The organism is Sphingobium sp. KKT206, assembly GCF_055640555.1.
Map to the genome: position 1 here is coordinate 85310 of NZ_CM145764.1, position 19921 is coordinate 105230.

Sequence of the window (19921 nt, forward strand, 5' to 3'; positions counted from 1 at the left end):
CGTCATCATCACAGGGTAGCAAGAAGAGCCGAACAGGGCGTGTCGATCCGCAATTGGCTGTCTGCATCTATCAGCCAGCAATCGACCTCTGCCCATGGCGCGCCATCGATCGTCCCGCTTCCGCCCAGCGGCGTGAACCATATGCGGGACGCGTCGGGAAGGATTACCGCCGCCCCGGCCTGCCAGTGGCGCAATTCCAGCTGGAAAGGGGCATCGGACGGTGAGATACGCCCCGCATTCTGGCCCAGAGGCGCATGAATGACTTGTCGATCATAGGGAAGGAGATGGCTGACGGCCTCTCCCTCATCCAAATGCAATTCGCGCGGCCGACCATAGTCATACAGGCGATAGGTCACATCGACATTCTGCTGAACTTCGGCCAGCACAATTCCCGCCCCGATGGCATGGACGGTGCCTGCCGGAATGAAATAACAGTCGCCCGGTTTGACGGGCTTCCAGTCGATCAGCTGCTCGATCGAGCCATCAAGCGCCGCGGCACGAAACGCCGCCGGGCTGATCGGCCGCTTCAGGCCAATGCCCAGCCGTGCATCCGGTTCGCAATCCAATATGTACCAGATTTCTTCCTTGCCGCCCGGCAGTCCGACAGCCGTCGCTGCGGCATCGTCGGGGTGAACCTGGATAGACAACCGCTCGCTGGTGAAGATATGCTTGACGAGCAGGGGCAGATCGCCGTTGCTAACCTCATCCTCATACCAAATTTCACCGATCGGATCTGGTCCCGGCGGGCCAAACGCGACCGGCAAGTCCACCCGGCCCCATGGCTTCGCCACGCGCCGAGGTCGCAATTTGCGAGCGGCTTTTGTCAATTCCATCATGATCTAAGCTACGGTCGTTCGATTACCGGGTGATCGCATTGTCGATGGCCACGATCGGCAGTGCCGTAGAGGCAATCAGGCCGATGACCCGCTGAAATTCAGCGACGGGGTTGGTGGAGACATAGAGCACATCGCGATCATGAATGGCGAAATTCTGCATGGCGAAATAGGTGGCCGGATCGCGCATGTCGACGCGATAGACGACCGGAATGCGCCCGTCCGAACGGGGTGACACGGTGGCATTGCGATTGACGACCATCGCCGGATCTTCCCAGCGGAACACGAAGACCCCCTTGGGATCGGCGCGCCCCTCTGCCAGGCCGCCGACACGGCCCATGGCCTGCGCAAGCGACAGGCCGGTTGCCTCGAAAGGCACTTCCTGGTTTTGGCCCGCAGCGCCAAGCATGGTGAAGCTATAGGGACGGAACAGCGCGGTCACGACGTCGCCTGTCTTCAGGACGATATTCTGGCGCGGATCGTTGATCACGGCGGAAAAGGGCATGGAATAGACCTGCCCGCCGCGACTGACCTGGATCGTCATCTTGTCCGATTGCTGTTTGGTTCCACCCGCTGCTGCGATGGCATCCAATATGGTTTCCCCCTTGGGAGTCAGGGGCATGCGGGTGCTGTTGGCCACTTCACCCACCACGGACACGTTGGCGCTCAGGTTGCGCAGCAAGCGAACGGCGACCTGCGGCAAATGGGCCTTGCCGCGCAGTCGCGTGATGATGTCCTGCTCTATTTGGGGCAAGGTCCGCCCGGCCGCCTGAACCAGGCCGGCAAAGGGTATGGAAATTCGGCCAGAGGGACCGACGAGAAATTCCGGCAGCGCCGTTACGCCACTGGTCTGAACCGACATGCCGGTTGGGGCACTGGTACCGAACAATACAGCAGGTGGCGCTTCCCAGATGGTGACGTTGAGGACGTCACCCGATCCCACGGTCTCGCCAACCGCATCGGAATAGCCAAGCCCGGTTGCGAAATCAGGGGTGGTGACGCGAGGCAGTTCGACCAGCGATCGTTCGTCCAGATTGATGACCTGTATGCCCTTGATTGCGGCATCTTGGTCCTTGCCGACATTGACGACCCGCCCCGTTCCTGGCCCGATTGAGGTGCAGGCGGTCGTGGCAAGCAGCGCAGCAAGTAGGCAGAGGCGGGGAAGGCGAGCGCCGTTCCGAAGATGCGACAAGCAGTTCATGAATTCTCCAAATGCCCTTCGGCTCGACCCGACACTCCTGGCACAGACCTTGGAGATGCCGTCAATTCTAACAATGGCTCACGGCCGAATGAACGCTACATATCGCTCGATCGCCCGTCTGTCACCTGATCCCCAACGCACCCACAGACGTTGTCGCTATGCCGAAGCAAGATGCTCGAACGCCTAACTCAGTCAACGCACATGAACCTGTGATGGATGCGGCAGCTAATGAGAAACAGTGCAGTCGACACGTCCTTGGGCGTTCCGTACCTAACGCCACAGGTGCGGCTTCTCAGCTCGCCGCGCCGACGCGCGCAAGCGTAAAGCCAGCCTCGGTGACTTCTGCGAGCGGATAGATGTTGCGCAGGTCGACGAGCGCATTGCCGTTCATCGCACTGGCGAGGCGCTTCATGTCGAGCGCACGGAAAATATCCCATTCGGTGACCAGCACCAGCACATCGGCCCCCTCGGCCGCTTCATAGGCGTCCTTGGCCATGGTTACGCTGGGCATCATGGGTGCGGCCACGTCCATGCCTTCGGGATCATAAGCGACGATCTTCGCGCCCGCATCCTCCAGCGCCTGGACGATGGCGAGGCTCGGCGCATCGCGCATGTCGTCGGTGTTGGGCTTGAAGGTCAGACCCAGCAGCGCGACTGTCTTGCCGCGCGCGTCGCCGCCCAGCGCCTTGACGATCTTGCGGCCCATGGCGCGCTTGCGCAGGTCGTTGACCTGCACCACCGTCTCGACGATGCGGATCGGCGTGTCATGATCCTGACCCGTCTTGACCAGCGCCAGCGTATCCTTGGGGAAGCACGACCCGCCATAGCCCGGCCCCGCGTGGAGAAATTTGGAACCGATACGGTTGTCGAGGCCAATGCCGCGCGACACGTCCTGCACGTCCGCGCCGACCGCTTCGCACAGGTCCGCCATCTCGTTGATGAAGGTGATCTTGGTCGCCAGAAAGGCATTGGCGGCATATTTGATGAGTTCGGCAGTCCGCCGCCCGGTGAACATCAACGGCGCCTGATTGAGGTTGAGCGGGCGATAGACCTGGCTCATCACCGCGATGGCGCGTTCCGAGCCGGTGGTGCCGACGACGACGCGGTCGGGCCGCTTGAAGTCGCCGATCGCCGCGCCTTCGCGCAGGAATTCGGGGTTCGACACGACCTGGATGTCGAGGTCGGGCTTCAATTCCCGCGCGATTCGCTCGACCTCGTCGCCAGTGCCCACGGGCACGGTCGACTTGGTGACGATGACCGCCGGACCATCGAGCGCAGCGACGATTTCCCGCGCTGCAGCATAGACATAGGAGAGATCGGCATGGCCGTCGCCGCGCCGCGAAGGCGTGCCGACCGCGATGAAGATTGCGTCCGCGCCCTTGACGCCTGCGGCCAGATCGGTGGTGAAGGTCAGGCGACCCGATCCGGCATTGTCGCCGACCAGCTTGTCCAGCCCCGGCTCGAAGATCGGCATCTGCCCCGCTTCGATCGCCGCGATCTTGCCCGCATCCTTATCGACACAGACCACATCATGGCCAAAATCCGCAAAACAGGCCCCTGACACAAGGCCCACATACCCCGTGCCGATCATCGTGATTTTCATAGTTTGAAACGGTCCCCGTTGTATGACAACGCTTCGCCCTAGCATGAGATTTAGACATTATAAAGGGACGCCATGATACGGCATTCCGGCCGTCGCAAGCCGCAGTACCGTGGTTTCAATCCGCTGGACTTTGAGAAACGCACCTCCTAACACGAGGGCGAACCATAGGCATGCCGGGTACCGATGATCAAAATTCCTGAACGTATCGGCAAATTGCCGACTCTCTTCGTCGCGGCGGTACTTGTACCCACGATGATTTCTGCTGTTTATTTCACAATGAGTTCCGACGTCTATATGTCGGAATCGCGTTTTGTCGTTCGGAGCCCGGAAAAGAGCAATAATACCGGTCTAGGCGCTTTATTCCGGGCCGGCGGGATGTCGAACGACGCCAACGAAGGCTATGCGACGAAGGATTACATGGTTTCGCGCGACGCCCTCGCGGCGCTAAATCGCGACAATCTCGTTTCAAATGCCTATGGCAACGAAAATGTGTCCATTCTCAACCGCTTCAATCCGTTCAACCGGGGGGGCGTGAAAGAAAAGCTCTATAAATATTATACCAAGAAAGTGGAGGTAACCCATGATGTTGCCTCTTCGATCACGGTTCTGAGCGTGCGGGCCTTTACGCCTGAAGACGCGCATGAGATCAACAGACGACTGCTTGTTCAGGCAGAAGCGCTGGTCAACAAGCTAAATGGCCGCGCCCGTTCCGACTTGATCAATTATGCCAATGACGAGCTGGACGAAGCGAAGGCCCTGGCACGGACAGCCGCTCTGGCATTGTCTGATTATCGCAACCGCGAAGGGGTGGTCGATCCCGAAAAGCAGGCGACTGTCCAACTGCAGATGATCTCCAAATTGCAGGACGAGATGATCGCGACGCAAACGCAGTTGATTCAATTGCGCGCCTTCACGCCGCAAAACCCCCAGATCCCTGTGTTGCAGAATCGCGTGCAGTCTTTGAGCCGTGAAATTGACAAGCAAACCGGCCTGGTCGCGGGTAACCAGAAATCGCTGGCCGCTACGGCGGCGCAGTTCCAGCGCCTGCAACTCGAAAGCCAATTGGCGGACCGTCAGCTTGGTGCAGCGATCAGTTCGCTTCAGGAAGCGCGGAACGAAGCGCGTCGCAAGCGGGCTTATGTCGAACGGATCGTGGAACCCAGCAAGCCCGACTATCCTGTCGAGCCGCGCCGTTTACGCGGCATATTGAGCACGTTCGTCGTTGGGTTGGTGATTTGGGCCGTGCTTTCGATGCTTGTGAGCGGCGTCAAGGAACATCGCGACTGATGACGCAGATGCAGGAACCAAGCCCGACCAGTTTCCTGCGGTCCTGGGCAATCCAGCAGCGGGTGATAGGCGCATTGTTGATGCGCGAAGTGATCACCCGCTATGGCAGGCATAATATCGGCTTTCTCTGGCTGTTCGTGGAACCGATGGTTTTTACCATCGGCGTCACGTTGATCTGGACAGCTACCAAAGCGGTTCACGGGTCCGACCTCCCCATCTCGGCTTTTGCCTTGACGGGCTATTCCAGCGTGCTGGTCTGGCGCAATATGCCGTCGCGACTTGTCGGCTCGATTGAGCCGAACTTATCGCTGATGTACCATCGCAACGTCAAGATAATCGATATATTCGCTGCCCGACTTTTGCTTGAAGCCGTTGGCGTTGGCATCTCTTTTTTCATCCTCACCTTGTTTTTCGCTGCGGTTGGTTGGCTTCAATTGCCTGAAGACCCGCTCAAGGTCGTGATGGGTTGGGTGATGTTGGTGTGGTTCGGCTCGTCTTTGGGCATGTTCCTGGGCGCCCTGTCCAACCGCAGCGAACTGATCGATAAATTTTGGCACCCGGCGGCCTATCTTCTCTTCCCTCTTTCGGGCGCTGCCTTTCTCGTAGAGTCCTTGCCTGCCGAATTTCGAGAATGGATTTTATATCTGCCCATGGTTCATGGGGTCGAATGCGTGCGCGACGGCTTCTTCGGATCGCATTTCACCCCCTATTATGACCTGGGGTATATGGCCCTATGCAATCTTGGCCTTTCCCTATTCGCTTTGGCGGAGATACGACGTGCAAGCCGTAATCTGGTGCCAGCATGATCCAGCTACAGAATATCGGAAAAGCCTATGAAACCCGTCGCGGTCCTCGCTGGGTTTTCCGTAATGTCGATCTGACTATCGGGCGGGGCGAGAAGATCGGGATATTGGGGCGCAATGGCGCTGGAAAATCGACCCTCATCCGCATGATCAGCGGCATTGAGATGTTGAACGAAGGCCGGATCGTCACGGATATGTCGATCAGCTGGCCGCTGGCCTTTTCCGGTGCGTTTCAGCAATCGCTGACCGGGGCCGACAATGTGCGCTTCATTTGTCGCGTTTATGGCAAGAATGTCGATGATGTCATCGCTCTTGTTGATGATTTCGCCGAACTGGGCGCATATATGAACGAGCCAATCAAAAGCTATTCTGCGGGGATGCGCGCCCGGCTGGGTTTCGGCGTATCCCTGGCGGTAGATTTTGATTGCTTCCTCATCGATGAAATCGTCGCTGTGGGTGACGCGCGTTTTCAGCAAAAATGTCATGATGAACTGTTCGTCAAGCGACGTGACCGCTCCATGATCATCGTGTCGCACAATGACGGCTATATCCGCGAACATTGCGATCGGGCGGGTGTGCTGGCGCAACAGACGCTGACCAATTTCGCCGACATGGATGAAGCTTACGCCTTTTATAAGGCGCATGAACGGGAATGAACTGGATAGCCGGGTTGCTCGATCGGTTGATCCTTTCGAAGGCCCAGCGGACGGACGAGGTTCCTGCCGCCCCTCGTCGCTTGCTGGTCGATATGTCCACCATCGCCCAACAGGATGCCGGCACAGGCATCCAACGGGTCGTGCGCGCCATATGGCTGCACTTGATGGACCTGGACCTGGACGATATCGCCGTCCTGCCAATCGCCGCGACCGCAAAGCGGGGCTATGCCATTGCAGAGGTTGATCCCACAGACGGCCGTTTGTCGCTACCACCCCCCAATGCACCACTGATCCATGCCAGCGCCGGGGACATATTCCTGGGGCTGGACCTGGCCGCGCATCGTTTGTCGCGGCATCAGCGGCAACTGGCACGCTGGCGTCGCTCCGGCGCGTCGATCAATATCGTCATCTATGATCTGCTGCCGCTCCAGCACCCGCACTGGTTTCCCCGCAGCACAGGACGAAATTTCGCAAAATGGATAGGCGTGGTCAGCCGCCTGGCGGATCGGGCCATTTGCATCTCGCACCAGGTCGCATCGGACCTCGACACTTGGCTTACCACCAACAAGGTCGCGCGGCGCGATGCCATTGAGGTGACCGTCATGCCGCTGAGCGGTGCCGTCGATGCGACCAACCCCAGCCGCGGTATCGGCGACAAGGGGCGTGCAGCGATCGCGCGCGCGCAAAATACCCGTACCCTGTTGATGGTCGGCACCATCGAACCGCGCAAAGGCCATGATTGCGTCCTCGATGCCATGGAGCATCTGTGGCAGACGCAGCCCGCCGACGCGCCGCACGTCCTGATCGTGGGGCGGCCGGGCTGGCGCACCGAAGCGATGCAGGCTCGTCTCGCGGCGTTGGAGGCGCGGGCCGACCATCGGTTGACCTGGCTCAGCCAAGCCTCCGACGAACTGCTCGCCGCGCTCTATGCCCGCGCGGCCCTCGTCGTCATGCCCTCCCGCGGCGAAGGCTTCGGCCTGCCGATCGTTGAAGCGCTGCGCCAGGGGCGCAAGGTGCTGGCACGCGATCTTCCGGTCTTCCGGGAACTGGCGCGGCCGGGGCTCTTTTATTTCAGCGATGACAGTCCAGCAGCGCTTGCCGACAGCATCCTCGCCACATTGCAGGAAGCTGATCCGCCGATGCCGGTCGGCGAAGAATGGGACGACAGCGTCGCCATCCTGCTGCGGGCGCTGGGCCTGGACCAGAAAAAAGCCCCGGCCTGACCGACCGGGGCTTTTTGCCTTCAACCCTGTTCTTTGATCTGCGCCATCATGACGCGCAGATTGTCGCGCCAATGCGGCGTCGGTCCGCCCAGCGCTTCGAAGGTCGATGCCTTGTCCAGCACCGAATAATGCGGCCGCGTGGCGGGCGTCGGATAAGCGCTGGTCGGGATCGGAATGACCGTCGCCTTCTGCGTCAGCAGGCCGATCGCCAGCGCTTCCTCCTGGATCGCGACGGCAAAATCATACCAGCTTGCCGCCCCGGCATCGGTATAATGATGCAGGCCGGTCACGCCCGCGCCCGCCATCGTCCACAGCGCTGCGGCAAGACCCGGCGCATAGGTCGGCGTCCCGATCTGGTCAGCGACCACGCGCACTTCCGGGCGCTCGGCCATCAGGCGCAACATGGTGCGCACGAAATTGCCGCCCGTCGGCGCATAGACCCACGCCGTCCGCACGATCAGCGCATCCGGGCCGGCCAGCTGCTCGCCGACCAGCTTGGTGCGGCCATAGGCGCTCAACGGGGCCGTGGGCGCATCGGGCGCATAGGGCACACCCGCCAGCCCATCGAACACGAAGTCGGTCGAGACATGGACGAACCGCGCACCAACGGCCCGCGCGGCATCGGCCAGCGTGCCGACCGCCGTCCCATTGATCGCCAAGGCCAGTGCTTCGTCCTGTTCGGCCTTGTCCACCGCCGTATAGGCAGCGGCGTTCAGCAACAGGTCCGGCTTTTCCTGCGCCAGATAGGCCTCCACCGCGTCAGCCTGGGTGATGTCGAGTTCATCGACGTCGACACAGCTCAGCACCGCTCCGGCGGGCGCCGTCGCCTGCAGACCGCGTCCCAGCTGGCCCTTGGCCCCGACGATCACCGCCTTCATGCGAAGGCCTCGATCTCGCCTAGTGCCTGACCCTGCGCATCCTTGCCCGACAGGATCGGCTCGATCCCTTCCAACGGCCATTCAATGCCCACCGCCGGGTCGTTCCACATCAGCGAATGTTCGGCCGACGGATCATAGGTGGCAGTGCATTTGTAGAGAAATTCGGTGCCATCCTCCAGGCTGATGAAGCCATGCGCAAAGCCCGGCGGCACCCAGAACATCTTCTTGTTCGCGGCGGACAGTTCCAGCCCGACCCATTTGCCGAAATGCGGGCTGGACTTGCGGATATCCACCGCCACGTCCCACACCCGCCCAGCGACCACGCGGACGAGCTTGCCCTGCGGATTGGGGTTCTGGAAATGCAGCCCGCGCAGCACGCCGCGCGCCGACTTGCTGTGATTGTCCTGCACGAAGTCGAGGTCCAGCCCCGCCGCCTTGAAGGCGTCCGCATTCCAGCTTTCGTAAAAGAAGCCGCGATCGTCGCCGAACACGCGCGGTTCGATGATCAAGGGGCCGGGAATGGCGGTTTCCACGATGTTCATGCGATCGCACCCTTGCCTTTGAGAAGGTCCATCAGATAATTGCCATAGCCGCTCTTGCGCAGCGGCGATGCCACTTCTTCCAACTGGGCATCATCGATAAAGCCCTGCCGCCAGGCAATTTCTTCGGGGCAGCAGATCTTCAATCCCTGCCGGTCTTCGGTGACCCGCACATAGAGCGCTGCGTCGAGCAGCGACCCGTGCGTCCCAGTGTCGAGCCAAGCATAGCCGCGGCCCATGATCTCGACCGACAGCGAACCTTCCTCCAGATAGAGGCGGTTGAGATCGGTGATTTCCAACTCGCCACGCGGCGAGGGGGCCAAGTCACGGGCCATGTCCACCGCACGGCCATCATAGAAATAGAGGCCGGTGACGGCATAGTTGGACTTGGGCTCTTCGGGCTTTTCCTCGATCGTCTCGGCGCGGCCGTTCGCATCGAAGGACACGACGCCATAGGCTTTGGGATCGCTGACATAATAGCCAAAGACCGTGGCACCAGTTTCACGCTCGCCGGCCCGTTTCAGTAGATCAACCAAGCCATGGCCGTAAAAGATATTGTCGCCCAGGACGAGCGTCGACGGATCGCTGCCGACGAAGTCCGCGCCGATATGATAGGCCTGCGCCAGACCCTTGGGCTCCGGCTGGACCGCATAGGTCAGGTTGATGCCCAATTCCTTGCCATCGCCGAGTAATGCCTGGAAAGACGGTGCATCATGGGGCGTCGTGATGATCATGATATCGCGAATCCCCGACAACATCAGCGTCGAGAGCGGATAATAGATCATCGGCTTGTCATAAACGGGCATCAATTGCTTTGAGACACCCTTGGTCAGTGGATATAGTCTTGTGCCGGAACCACCCGCCAATATTATTCCCTTGCGCACGTATCACTCCCCATGAAAGGCGAATGCGGGTGTAAATTGCGTCGGTTACGATTGCAAGGCGATGTTGCGATGCGGCATATGTCCCAATAGGATAGGAAATCGCCGTGGGCAGAAGGCATCTTGCAGGCTGTTGCGCTCATGTCCGGGCACAAATCGCCATGCTCTGGGTGCGAGGCTTCGGACAGGCTGGCGGGTGGGCGTTTGGCATTGACATAAAAAGTGTAGCGGTCAGAGATATGATGACCAGGGCAATCAGGGGTAGGCTTTAGGTGAACGATACGGTTTCGACTAAGGATGCGGACGCAACAGGTAAAGCACCGCGTGGCCGCGCCGTTGCTGCAACGCCGCAGCCTGCTCCATCAAAGACAACGGTCGCGAAAAGGACCGCAGTTTTGGTCGTGGCGATGCATCGCTCCGGCACCAGCGCCCTGTCTCGCACGCTCAATTTGCTTGGCTGTGAATCATCGCCCAACCTCATGGGTGCGGACGAATATAATGAATCGGGCTATTGGGAATCCCGCCCCATCTATGAGTTGAACGAGAAGATATTGAGTTCCGGCGGCGGGGGCTGGGCCGAATGGATGGAATTCAACCCCAATTGGTTCCGTTCTTCGGCGATGGACCGTTTTCGCGAGCGCGCAGTCGCTTGTATCGAAGCGGAATTTGGCAAGTCCAACCTGTTCGTGATCAAGGATCCGCGGCTCAGCCTGCTTATGCCTTTCTGGCGTAGCGTCTTTGAATCGATGGACATCGAACCGGTCGTGATTCACACGCTGCGCAACCCTATCGAGGTCGCGCAATCGCTGGAACGGCGTAACAAGTTCCTGCAGCCCAAGGGTTTGTTGCTGTGGCTGCGCTATACGTTGGAGGGCGAACGCGGAACACGCGGCCTGCGCCGATTCTTCACCACCTATGATGATTTGATGGACGATTATGTCGGCTTTATCGATCGGTCGCAGGAGACGTTAGGCCTGTTCTGGCCACGAAATTCCGAAAAGCTGCGCCGCGAACTGGCGGGCTTCCTGACGTCCAATCTGCGCCATCACCGTGTTGACGGTAAATCGCTGCGGACGCTGGACTATGCGGCGAAGTGGGTTGAAACCACCTATGAAGTCCTGCGCGGCTTTGCCGAACATGGCGAGGATGCGGCCGGATGCGCGGCGCTTGATGCGGTCCATGCCGAGTTTACGGCAGCGGGTAACGCCATGGGGGCCATCGCCAAGGATAATGACGAGCGCTACGCCCAATTGACGAAATTGCATGCGGAGCGGGACGAGATCGCGGCCAAGCAAATCGAGGCCGAACGGGAAGCCGCTGCTGCAAAGGCCGAACTGGATAAGCTGCGCCAGGCCAAGGTCGAATTGGAACAGCGCACGGCCACGCAGGCCAGCGATGTCGAGCGCGTCAAAAGCGCTAAGGCGGAGATCGAGCAGCGCCAGCGCGCGGGCCAGGGTCAGCGGGAAACGCTGCTGGCGGAGAAAAAGGCGCTGGAAGCAGCCGTTGCCGAGGCGCGCCGCAAGAGCGAGGAATTTGAACGGAACGCGGTAGACCTGAAAACGCGAATCACCAGCGCCGCGAAGGCAAGGGATGATGCAACGGCCACGGTCACCGCGCTGCAGAAGCAGTTGCAGGCCGCGACACAGGAACGCGACGCCCTCCTCGACCAGGGCGAGGCAATGACCGCGACCCTTGCGCAACTCAGCGCTGATCGCGATGCGCTCGAAACCAAACTTGCTGAAATCCACACCGATCGCGATGCGCTTGAGGCGCGCCAGTCGGAGATCGAGGCCAAGGCTGTCGCTGCGTTGGAACGCGCGGAGTCGATCCAGCGGGCAAAGACAGCGTTGGAAGAGCGGCATCTCGCGACCCAGAAGGAACGGGACGCCTTAAGGGACGTGCGCGCCCGGCTGGAAGCGGAACAGGCCGAAGCGGCAAAGCAGAATGAGGCGCTCGCCGCAGAGAAGCACGCGCTGGAGCAGGCCGTCGCGCAAGCGCATGAGAAGCAGGCCGAATTGACGTTCAGTCGTGCCGAACTGGAAACCCGACTTGCCGCTGCTCAACAGCAGGCCAGTGGGATCGAGAAGGCAAAGCTGGCCTTGGAAGAGCGTCATCTCGCTACGCAAAAGGATCGCGATGGTCTGAGGGAAATACGCGCCCGGCTGGAAGCGCAACTCGCTACCGCCCGGCAGCAGACCCAGGCAGTTCAGCAAGAAAAACGCGTTCTGGAAGAACAGCATCTTGTAACGCAAACCGAGCGCGATTCACTGCGCAACGAGCGCGCAATGCTGGCAACGGATAAGGCGGCAGCGCTGAAGGAAGTTGCGGCGTTGGAGGCGCAAGCCTTGGCGCTGGAACAGGCGATGACCGAAGCGCGGCAGCAGCGCGAGGCTTTGAGCGCCGCCAATAGCGCGCTCGAAGCGAATTTGGGAGCGGAGGCCAAGCGAGCCGACGCACTGGAGCACGCCCAGGCCGCGCTGGAAAATGACTATCAGGTCGCCCGGCAGGATAGGGACGCCATTCGCGCGGCTCTTGCCGAACGCAACCAGACAATCGATTCCCTGCATCGGCAATTGGCGGAAAAGGATGATGCGATTGCAAGCCGCGATCGCGATCTGGCTGGCTTGACTCAAGCGTTGGCGGCGACAGAGCAAGCCGTCGCCGACGGGCAGATGAAGCTCAATCAGACCGAGCAGATCGCCCGCGAATGGGAGGACAAGTCCCGTCAACAGGACGAACAGCTCAAAGCGTTGCGCGCTGCGAGTGAAGCCGACATCGCGGAGTTGCAGAACAGGCTGGCGCAAACCGAAAGCGCTCTGCGCCAGCGTCAGCTCGAAACGGAACAAGCCGCAGAAGCTCTGCTTGCCGCCAGCAAACAGGCGCATGAGGATCGCGCTGATTGGAACAAGCGCCAGACTGCCCTTCAAAATCAGCTCGCCGAAGCAGGACGAAAGGCGGCTGAACTGGATCGGCGCCGCGCCGAGACAGAGGCCGCGCTTCAGACTCGTTTCGGTGAAATCGCGCTCATCAGCCAACAACTGGCGTTGCGCGAAAGCGATCTGTCGGCCGCGAAGTTTGCCCTGGACGATCATGCGCGCGCGCTGGAAGCGATCAGCCGGACGGCCCATGAACGACAGGCGCGTATCCTCGATCTGGAAACAACCGTCGCGGGTCAGGCCACGGAGTTGGACGCGGTAAGAGCCTCGCTCGAACATGACCGCAAAATGCTGGACGAATTGCGCGCCACCGTTGGCAACCGCGATGCGAAAGTCATGGAACTGGAGGAGCATATCCGTGCGCGCGAGGCGGCATTGTCAGCGGCGGTCGAGGACCATGCGCGCGCGCTGGAGACGATCAGTCAGACGGCCGATGAACGCCAGGCACGCATCCTGGATCTGGAGGTAACGGTCGCGGGTCAGTCCACGGAACTGGACGCTGTGAAGGTCTCGCTGGAACGCGATCGCAAAGCGCTTGAGGACATGCGCGCTGCGGTTGGTGATCGGGACGCTCACGTCGCCGAATTGGAAACAGTGTTGGAGGAGCGGCGCGCCAAGTTGGCGGCGGCCGAGGACGAATTGGATAGGCAGCGTCAGGCGCTCGATCAGATGGAGCGAGTGGCAAGCGAGCGTGGCGCGCAAGTCGAGGATCTCAGCACAGAATTGCAACAGCACAGCGCGAAGCTGGCCGATGCGGCGCAAGATCTTGATGTGGTGCGCCAGGCGCTTGAAACGGAGCGGGCTTTGGCGGAGCAAAATGGCGCACGCGTCAAACAACTGTCCGCCATAATCAATGATAATCAGAATGAAGCCAACAAACGCTATCTACAAATGTCGCGATTGCAGGATGGTTTGGCAGAGCATCAACGTCTGATTGCGCAAGAACAGGCCGAGAAGGCCAAATTGCGTACCGAGTTGGACGACGCCACGGAGCAACTTGCCAAGCGGCGCGAACAGATGGATCAGGCGCAAGAGACTTTGCAGGATCGAAATCAACGGCTGATGAAAGCCGAAGCGGCCCATCAAGCTCTATTAGCCAATCTTGAAAAGGCGAGAGAGGAGGCGGGCCGGCAAAAGGAGATGTTGCGCGCCACAATGCTCGCCAATCGGGCGCAATTGAGTGAGCGGGATCGAAAGATCGATGAGGCCTGCGCCGCCAGCCTGCATGTCTACCATCAAATGTCGAAGACGCTCCAAACTATGCTGGCGCAGGCGAAGCTGCCCTTCCCGGCGCTGACCGGTAAGAGGACCGAGCAACGCCAGCGCCGCATAGTGGAAGATTATGCACAGTTTGATCCGGACTGGTATCTGGCCCATTATACGGACGTGTCAGAGGTCGGCATGGACCCTGTGCTGCACTTCATTCACCATGGCCTTGCCGAAGGCCGTTCGCCCAACGCCGCGACAGAAGCACTGCGTCAGGCTGCATTGGGGCAGTAAAAACAGTATCTATGTGCTTATCGAAGGCATGTCGATGCCACCTTGGTGGCATCGACATGCCTGATCCCCATCGGTAGCCGAAAAATAGCGAAACCCGGCCGGGTTAAGCTGGCTGTTTCCCTTGTCTCCGGGCTATCCGCGCCAATGCTGCATCGACGATCCTGCATAGCAGGGCAGGGTCTGCCGTAAAATCGGCGTTGCCCAATTGGGAAGGGTCTGCACTATCACCGAAAAGGAAGGAGAAAGTCTGGTCTCGGATGCCTGCCATATCCCAAAAGAAAAATTCATGCCCATGATCGGGGCTGAGCGCCACGACCTCGCAATGTTCGGGGGCCCATAGGATATTGGCCATCGTTGCATCCGTCGTGCCCACGACCATTTCGGCCTCGGCAAACAGGGCGACCTGCTCATCGATACTCATCGACTGCGGCGCAACGATAGTGAAATTACGCTTCGTCAATTGGCTCACAATATCCGGCTCGTTCAGCAGCCTGCGCTTGGTAGCGCCGTCTCGGCTGATGTAGAGGCGGCGATGCGCCTTGCCATGCGGCACCTTTGCCCGCGCCTGGGCCGATACATGGCGCAAGCCGGTAAAATCATGCGTATGGCTATGGATAGAGTTGACCGTGATAAAATGCAGTAGGTCAAAGCGCGTCGGCTCTGAACCAAGCCAAAGTATCTCATCATCCCGTACGCCCAGCCATTCCAGCGTACGTTGGCGCATGGGGCGCATGTCAGCTGGCGAAGCAGGTACGGCAAATTGTATCGCCTGTTGGGGAAACATCGCCCGAAACTCTCGCACCCGCGGCAGAAGTTCGGCGAGCCAATGGGCAAAATCACTGTCGCCTGCCTTACGCAGCAGCGCCGTCGGTCGCGGCTCATGACGAACCACCCGATCTTCCTGAGGAGGGGTGACGTCGCGTGCGCCTACGATTGTTTCCTGGACGACGATACCTTGTTCCGACCGCACAAAGCCATTCTGGAAAACAACCGCATTGCGCATCGTCGCCAGGAACGCAGACGGCAGCCGCGCAATATCGCGCTTGAGGACAGCTTCGGTTCGGCTTAGCCAATGCCCTTTAAGTTGTTCGACATTGGCGAATTGCGGCATCATGCTTGGATATGTCTGCACGCGCGCGATTGGACGAAGCGTCGCTCCACACGTCGCGGCATCTTCTGTTTTGAAAATCTGATTATCCGTCATCTGCTAGGGATTATTATAATTTTACCATTTTCGAAAGCGGATCGCGCATCATGACATCAAAATATTCAATATTAGAGCGTCATACTGAGAAAGGGTCTGTTGCAGGCCGAACGACTGCAAGGCACTTCTCTTAATTGCATCGCGTTTTGACCGGTTAGACTTTGTCTGTTTGAGCGCAGTTTCCAGCGCTTCCGTCCATGCACCTACATCATTGTTGACAAGCGTCAGGCTCTCGATCTGTGCGTCCATATTTTGGAAGGATGCCACGTTTGATGCCAAGACCGGCAGGCCGAGTGCCGTGCCTTCCATGGCTTTGAGTCCGCTCTTGTGTTGATTAAATTTGGTGTCGATCAACGGTGCTATCGCAAAGTCAAAGTTTTTCGCCTGTTCCCTCAACCATGGCACGAAGTAACCATAATTCTCCGTACCAATCGGCACAGCTATCCGTTCCGCCCACTCCGGCATCGGGTCATTGTGCACACCCACCACGGCCAAACGAAAATTCGGATATCGAGCAAAGATTGCTTCGATTGCAGGTTCGATCATTGATAAATCTTCGCCGTGCGTCAGACTGCCGAAATAGAGGGCGCGTATGACGGTGTCAGGGCTTCGTGCTTCACTATAGCCTCGCCAAAGTGGATCACTTAGGCGGTTGGGTAACAGATGAATTTGCGTATTTATCTCTGCCAAATGAGTCATCAACTGGGGCGTGGATACAGTTATTCCACCAGCTTCTGCCAATAAACGGCGAAGGTATGGTGCGTAAGCCTGATAGCTACCGGTGGGATCTTTGTCTGTTGGGACATCTAACAAATTATCGTCCAGATCTACCATATAGCCCACTCCAGAGGCTTGGAACGCTGCTATGAGCGGGTCTACCATAGTTGCGGGAATAACGTTGCGCTGGATAATAGCCCCGTCGATCGACTTGGCGTGCAGATTAGCGAGCAGGCTGTCGGGCGTCATCCGTACGAAAATGGCATCGCGTTCGAATCCATTGCGGGTGCGCTCCCACAGACGGATATCGGTGGACGCATTGCCTCGTTGCAACCGCCGGTTTGATGGGGCGGTGACTGCTATGATCGGAGCGCGTTTCATCCCACGCGCTTGACGGTAGACGTTTAGATAGCGGCCACCCATCAGTTGCGTAGTTTCGCCTGACCCAGTTGAATCTTGCCATGCGGCGATTGCGGAATCCACGCGATCTTGTTCGATCGGATCGAAGGCCAGCGCTAATATCTGCATGTAAAGGTCTTGGATATTCTCGTGGTGTAGCACCCATCCAGCGCCGCTTTTGCGCACACGGGTCGCGACCGTCGGGAAATCGAATACCAGCGGCGGAATGCCAACCGACCATAATTCGGTCAATGTATGGCAATAGGTCTCGTCCCATACAGAGAACACCGCGCCGAGATGGATGTTCAGCGCCTTTACGCGTTGCGCAAACTCATCCCGCTTATAGGTGCCGTGGACGATGAGCCGTGGGTGGGTAATCCCCTGCGTGCTGTCGATCTTGCCGAGTACATGGAATTCTATCAGGCCTGCTCGATCTTCAATCAACAGATCCCGTATGACGCCCAGCCCTTTGGCCATGCTGATATTGCCCGGAACAAGAATACGCAGCGGTTCACCATGGCGTGGGCGTTTGCGTAAGAACGACAGTTCGGCAAAATTGCGACCATGTGGGATCACATGAAAACGCTCGGACGCAATGCCGGGTAGATGCGTTAAAATCGTATCGCGGGCGCTATCTGATGTCGTCACAAAGGCATCGCATGGCGCAAGTGCATTCTCAAAGCGCATTCGCCAATAGCTGATCCATTGGGCGTCGACGGGTGGCATGCTTTCTACTGGCCACAATTCTGGAAGGGCAAGGCCATCAAGCTTTTCAAGGTCGCCGCCGTAAAATGTCCCATCCGCACGTAGTAGCTTGATCGACGGGCAAAGTGCGTAAAAGTCGTGGAATGAAAATACCACCGTGCAGCCCTGCGCCTTGGCAACGCGTGGTAAGTTCAAGCTATGCCAGGCCAGATGCCGAATATGCACGAGTTCAAAATCGTAGCAACGAAGCCACTCAGCGACAACCGCATCATATTCCGATGAGATATGCCGGATCGGCTCCAATCTTTCTTGAAGTTCATGCCGCGCGACTTCCTCGAAACTGTCTCCTTCGCGGCGCATCAGGAATATATGTTTACTGTCACACCGCATCAACCAAGAGTCAAAGCCGTCGGCAATGGCCCCCATGAGGTCTAGGTTGGTCTGAGGAGTTCCGCCGGTCTGTGTGGCAACAACGAACAATAGCCTGGGCTGCGTTTCGCGCGGGGCGGCGCAGTCACGCTGAGCCATGCGACCTTGGATGCGAGCAAGCGCTATATCTGCCCCGCTTGAGAAAATTCGGATCGCGGTCTTATATTCTGGATATCGCGCATCAATGACCGCGCGCCCTGCCTTCATCAGGTCGGTCTTGGCCTCACCAAAACTCTTTGACCGATCATGATACACATAAGTGCGATCATCGATCAGATTGGCCCATCCAGCCCGACCCGCTCGCATGCAGAAGTCATTTTCCTCGCCATAACCGCGGGGGAAGGCGACTTCGTCCAGGCCGCCAATCTCGTCAATGCAGGCGCGATTGACGAACATGCAAAAGCCGTTGCCAGTTGGCACAATGGGATAGAGGCCCATGCTCCGACGTCGGAAAGCCCGCGCATAGGTTATTTCATCGACGCCTGGCGGCAATTCATTGTCGTTGCCTATATTGGGCGCAGAAAAGGCACCTGCGCGATCCGACATGGCCGTTACCGTCGCGACACGGGGCCGGGAACTGGCGGCCGTCAACATGCCTTCTAGCCAGCCGGGCGTCACGCGCGCATCGCTGTTCAACAGGATCGCATGCTTCTTCCCAACTTCGGCAAGGCCGCGATTCACCGTCCGGGTAAAGCCCATATTGGTTTCGTTACGCAGCACGCGCATGTTGGCATGAGTCTTAGCATGCTCCATCAACGCGCCTATCCGATCATCGGGGGACGCATCGTCGATGAACAGGATCTCGACGTCATCGGGCGTGAACGCGGCCAGCCTGTTTATGCAATTTTCGACATCATCATACGCATTGTAGACCGGAACGACGATCGCGGTATCGGATGGGCTAATGAATGAGGTATAGTTGTGGCGACGGTTCTGGCGCTTCTCACCCTCGATCGTTATATCCTGTGCCTGTATCTTTCCGTCGGGCAGGCGCATCGCGATGTTATATGTTCCCGCGCCCAGTTCTGTGAGTGGAAGAGGCGCACGAATGCCACCGATACCGTCCGACAAGCCCGCACGTAGCAGGTCATTACGACGATATTCATTCCGAATAGTGCTGAAAAAGATGCCATCGATCAAAATGTCGACAGGAAAACAATCCTTCTGATTGCGCGTATTGACAGCCCAACCGCGCAATTCTGTCTTGGATATGCTCTCGATCCGGGCCTTGCAGGAATAGGCGGGCTGCGGCTTAACCGGCGCGGAGGCTATGATGGAAGGAGCAGCCTCCATGGGTGCCGCTTTGCTATGCACGGCGCTTGGCGGGATTTCAGGTGCCGCCTCAATGGCTACCGCTTCGCTCTGCGCGTCGGTTGCCGTCTCGCCCGCCGTGGGGGCCACCATCCCGCTCAACGCGGGCGTCCTATCGGACGTCAGAACAACTTCCACCAGAACCGGCATGCCCTCTTCCAGCGTCAACCCATCGGGCAGGTCGTTCGCCAATGTTCCGACAAATCCGCAATGGGCTTGGGGAAAGCCGGCGTCGACGACATCCTGTCGCTCGACATTCGCTGACACATTGGTGGCGACGGGCATCCCTTCGATCAGAATGTCGATCGTCAGTGGATCGTCAATCCCTTCCGCCTTTACCCAACCGATGACGGTGCCGCCCCTGATCTCATCAATATGTCCGATGAAAGTCCGCATTTGGGTCGCCTCGTCGGAAGGAGGGGCGCTCTGGGTCAGGATATCGTTCATACATCCACTCTGTTTGTCGTCACGCAAGCAAATCACTTGCCAAACGGGAAGGGAGATTTGCATCCCCTTGATATATAAATGCGGTCAACCGTCTAGTCTGCTCTGGCCAGAATTTTGGCGCAGTGCAGCAAGATATGCAGATCATTGCGCTAAACGGTCAATGTGTCATTGGCGCGGCAGCGGCAATGACGTCCTGATTTTCCCGTAGGATGCTATAGGGCAGTCTCTTCGCATCTGCGTTGATCTTCCGGCCGGTCCGGGTTATCCTTTCGCCTTGATAACAATGCGTGTCTTTTCGCTATGGAAAGAGCGAAGCCGGGCGGGTTGCATAGGGGAGCGTGCCGGTTGGCGTTTCGATGCCGGTGAATC

13 protein-coding genes are annotated in these 19921 nt (G+C 58.8%); 5 read left to right on the forward strand and 8 right to left on the reverse strand.

Features of this window, described 5'->3' with window-relative positions:
* Positions 1-8 precede the first annotated feature (8 nt).
* From ACZ2HM_RS00465 to ACZ2HM_RS00475, 3 genes are all read right to left on the reverse strand, one after another.
* Entirely contained in the window at positions 9-833 is an 825-nt protein-coding gene (locus ACZ2HM_RS00465) for a class I mannose-6-phosphate isomerase (protein ID WP_470426890.1), read from the reverse strand.
* A gap of 25 nt (positions 834-858) precedes the next feature.
* Entirely contained in the window at positions 859-2034 is a 1176-nt protein-coding gene (locus ACZ2HM_RS00470; RefSeq protein WP_313924651.1) for a polysaccharide biosynthesis/export family protein, read from the reverse strand.
* 292 nt (positions 2035-2326) lie between these two features.
* Positions 2327-3637, reverse strand: a complete 1311-nt coding sequence (locus ACZ2HM_RS00475) for a UDP-glucose dehydrogenase family protein (protein WP_470425913.1) — start codon at positions 3635-3637, stop codon at positions 2327-2329.
* A 183-nt stretch (positions 3638-3820) separates the two neighbouring features.
* Here ACZ2HM_RS00475 and ACZ2HM_RS00480 point away from each other — a divergent pair, with 183 nt between their 5' ends.
* The 4 genes from ACZ2HM_RS00480 to ACZ2HM_RS00495 are packed head-to-tail and all read left to right on the forward strand — an operon-like array spanning position 3821 to position 7606.
* Positions 3821-4924, forward strand: coding sequence for a KpsE/RkpR family capsule polysaccharide export protein (locus ACZ2HM_RS00480; RefSeq protein WP_470425914.1), 1104 nt, complete (start codon positions 3821-3823; stop codon positions 4922-4924).
* Positions 4924-5730 carry an ABC transporter permease gene (locus ACZ2HM_RS00485; RefSeq protein ID WP_470425915.1) on the forward strand — a complete coding sequence of 269 codons (807 nt, stop codon included), beginning with the start codon at positions 4924-4926 and terminating at the stop codon, positions 5728-5730. The genes ACZ2HM_RS00480 and ACZ2HM_RS00485 overlap by 1 nt, the downstream gene beginning before the upstream one ends.
* Positions 5727-6383, forward strand: a complete 657-nt coding sequence (locus tag ACZ2HM_RS00490) for an ABC transporter ATP-binding protein (RefSeq protein WP_037473724.1) — start codon at positions 5727-5729, stop codon at positions 6381-6383. The genes ACZ2HM_RS00485 and ACZ2HM_RS00490 overlap by 4 nt, the downstream gene beginning before the upstream one ends.
* A complete protein-coding gene (locus ACZ2HM_RS00495; protein WP_470425916.1) occupies positions 6380-7606 on the forward strand; it encodes a glycosyltransferase in 1227 nt (408 codons plus the stop codon). The genes ACZ2HM_RS00490 and ACZ2HM_RS00495 overlap by 4 nt, the downstream gene beginning before the upstream one ends.
* A gap of 20 nt (positions 7607-7626) precedes the next feature.
* On the opposite strand, the gene rfbD is transcribed toward ACZ2HM_RS00495, so the two are convergent.
* From rfbD to rfbA, 3 genes are read right to left on the reverse strand one after another with little or no spacing between them, the layout of a single operon-like run.
* A complete protein-coding gene (gene rfbD / locus ACZ2HM_RS00500; protein ID WP_470425917.1) occupies positions 7627-8484 on the reverse strand; it encodes a dTDP-4-dehydrorhamnose reductase in 858 nt (285 codons plus the stop codon).
* A complete protein-coding gene (rfbC, locus tag ACZ2HM_RS00505) occupies positions 8481-9026 on the reverse strand; it encodes a dTDP-4-dehydrorhamnose 3,5-epimerase (RefSeq protein WP_069065107.1) in 546 nt (181 codons plus the stop codon). Before rfbC ends, rfbD begins: the two co-directional genes overlap by 4 nt.
* Entirely contained in the window at positions 9023-9907 is an 885-nt protein-coding gene (gene rfbA, locus ACZ2HM_RS00510) for a glucose-1-phosphate thymidylyltransferase RfbA (protein WP_470425918.1), read from the reverse strand. The genes rfbC and rfbA overlap by 4 nt, the downstream gene beginning before the upstream one ends.
* Positions 9908-10305: 398 nt before the next feature.
* On the opposite strand from rfbA, the gene ACZ2HM_RS00515 reads away from it, so the two are divergent.
* Entirely contained in the window at positions 10306-14340 is a 4035-nt protein-coding gene (locus ACZ2HM_RS00515; RefSeq protein WP_470425919.1) for a hypothetical protein, read from the forward strand.
* 103 nt (positions 14341-14443) lie between these two features.
* Here the strand turns inward: ACZ2HM_RS00515 and ACZ2HM_RS00520 are convergent, their stop codons facing one another.
* Entirely contained in the window at positions 14444-15544 is a 1101-nt protein-coding gene (locus ACZ2HM_RS00520) for a glycosyltransferase family 61 protein (RefSeq protein ID WP_470425920.1), read from the reverse strand.
* A gap of 48 nt (positions 15545-15592) precedes the next feature.
* Complete coding sequence (locus tag ACZ2HM_RS00525; RefSeq protein ID WP_470425921.1) at positions 15593-19552, reverse strand: glycosyltransferase; 3960 nt, start codon at positions 19550-19552, stop codon at positions 15593-15595.
* Positions 19553-19921 lie beyond the last annotated feature (369 nt).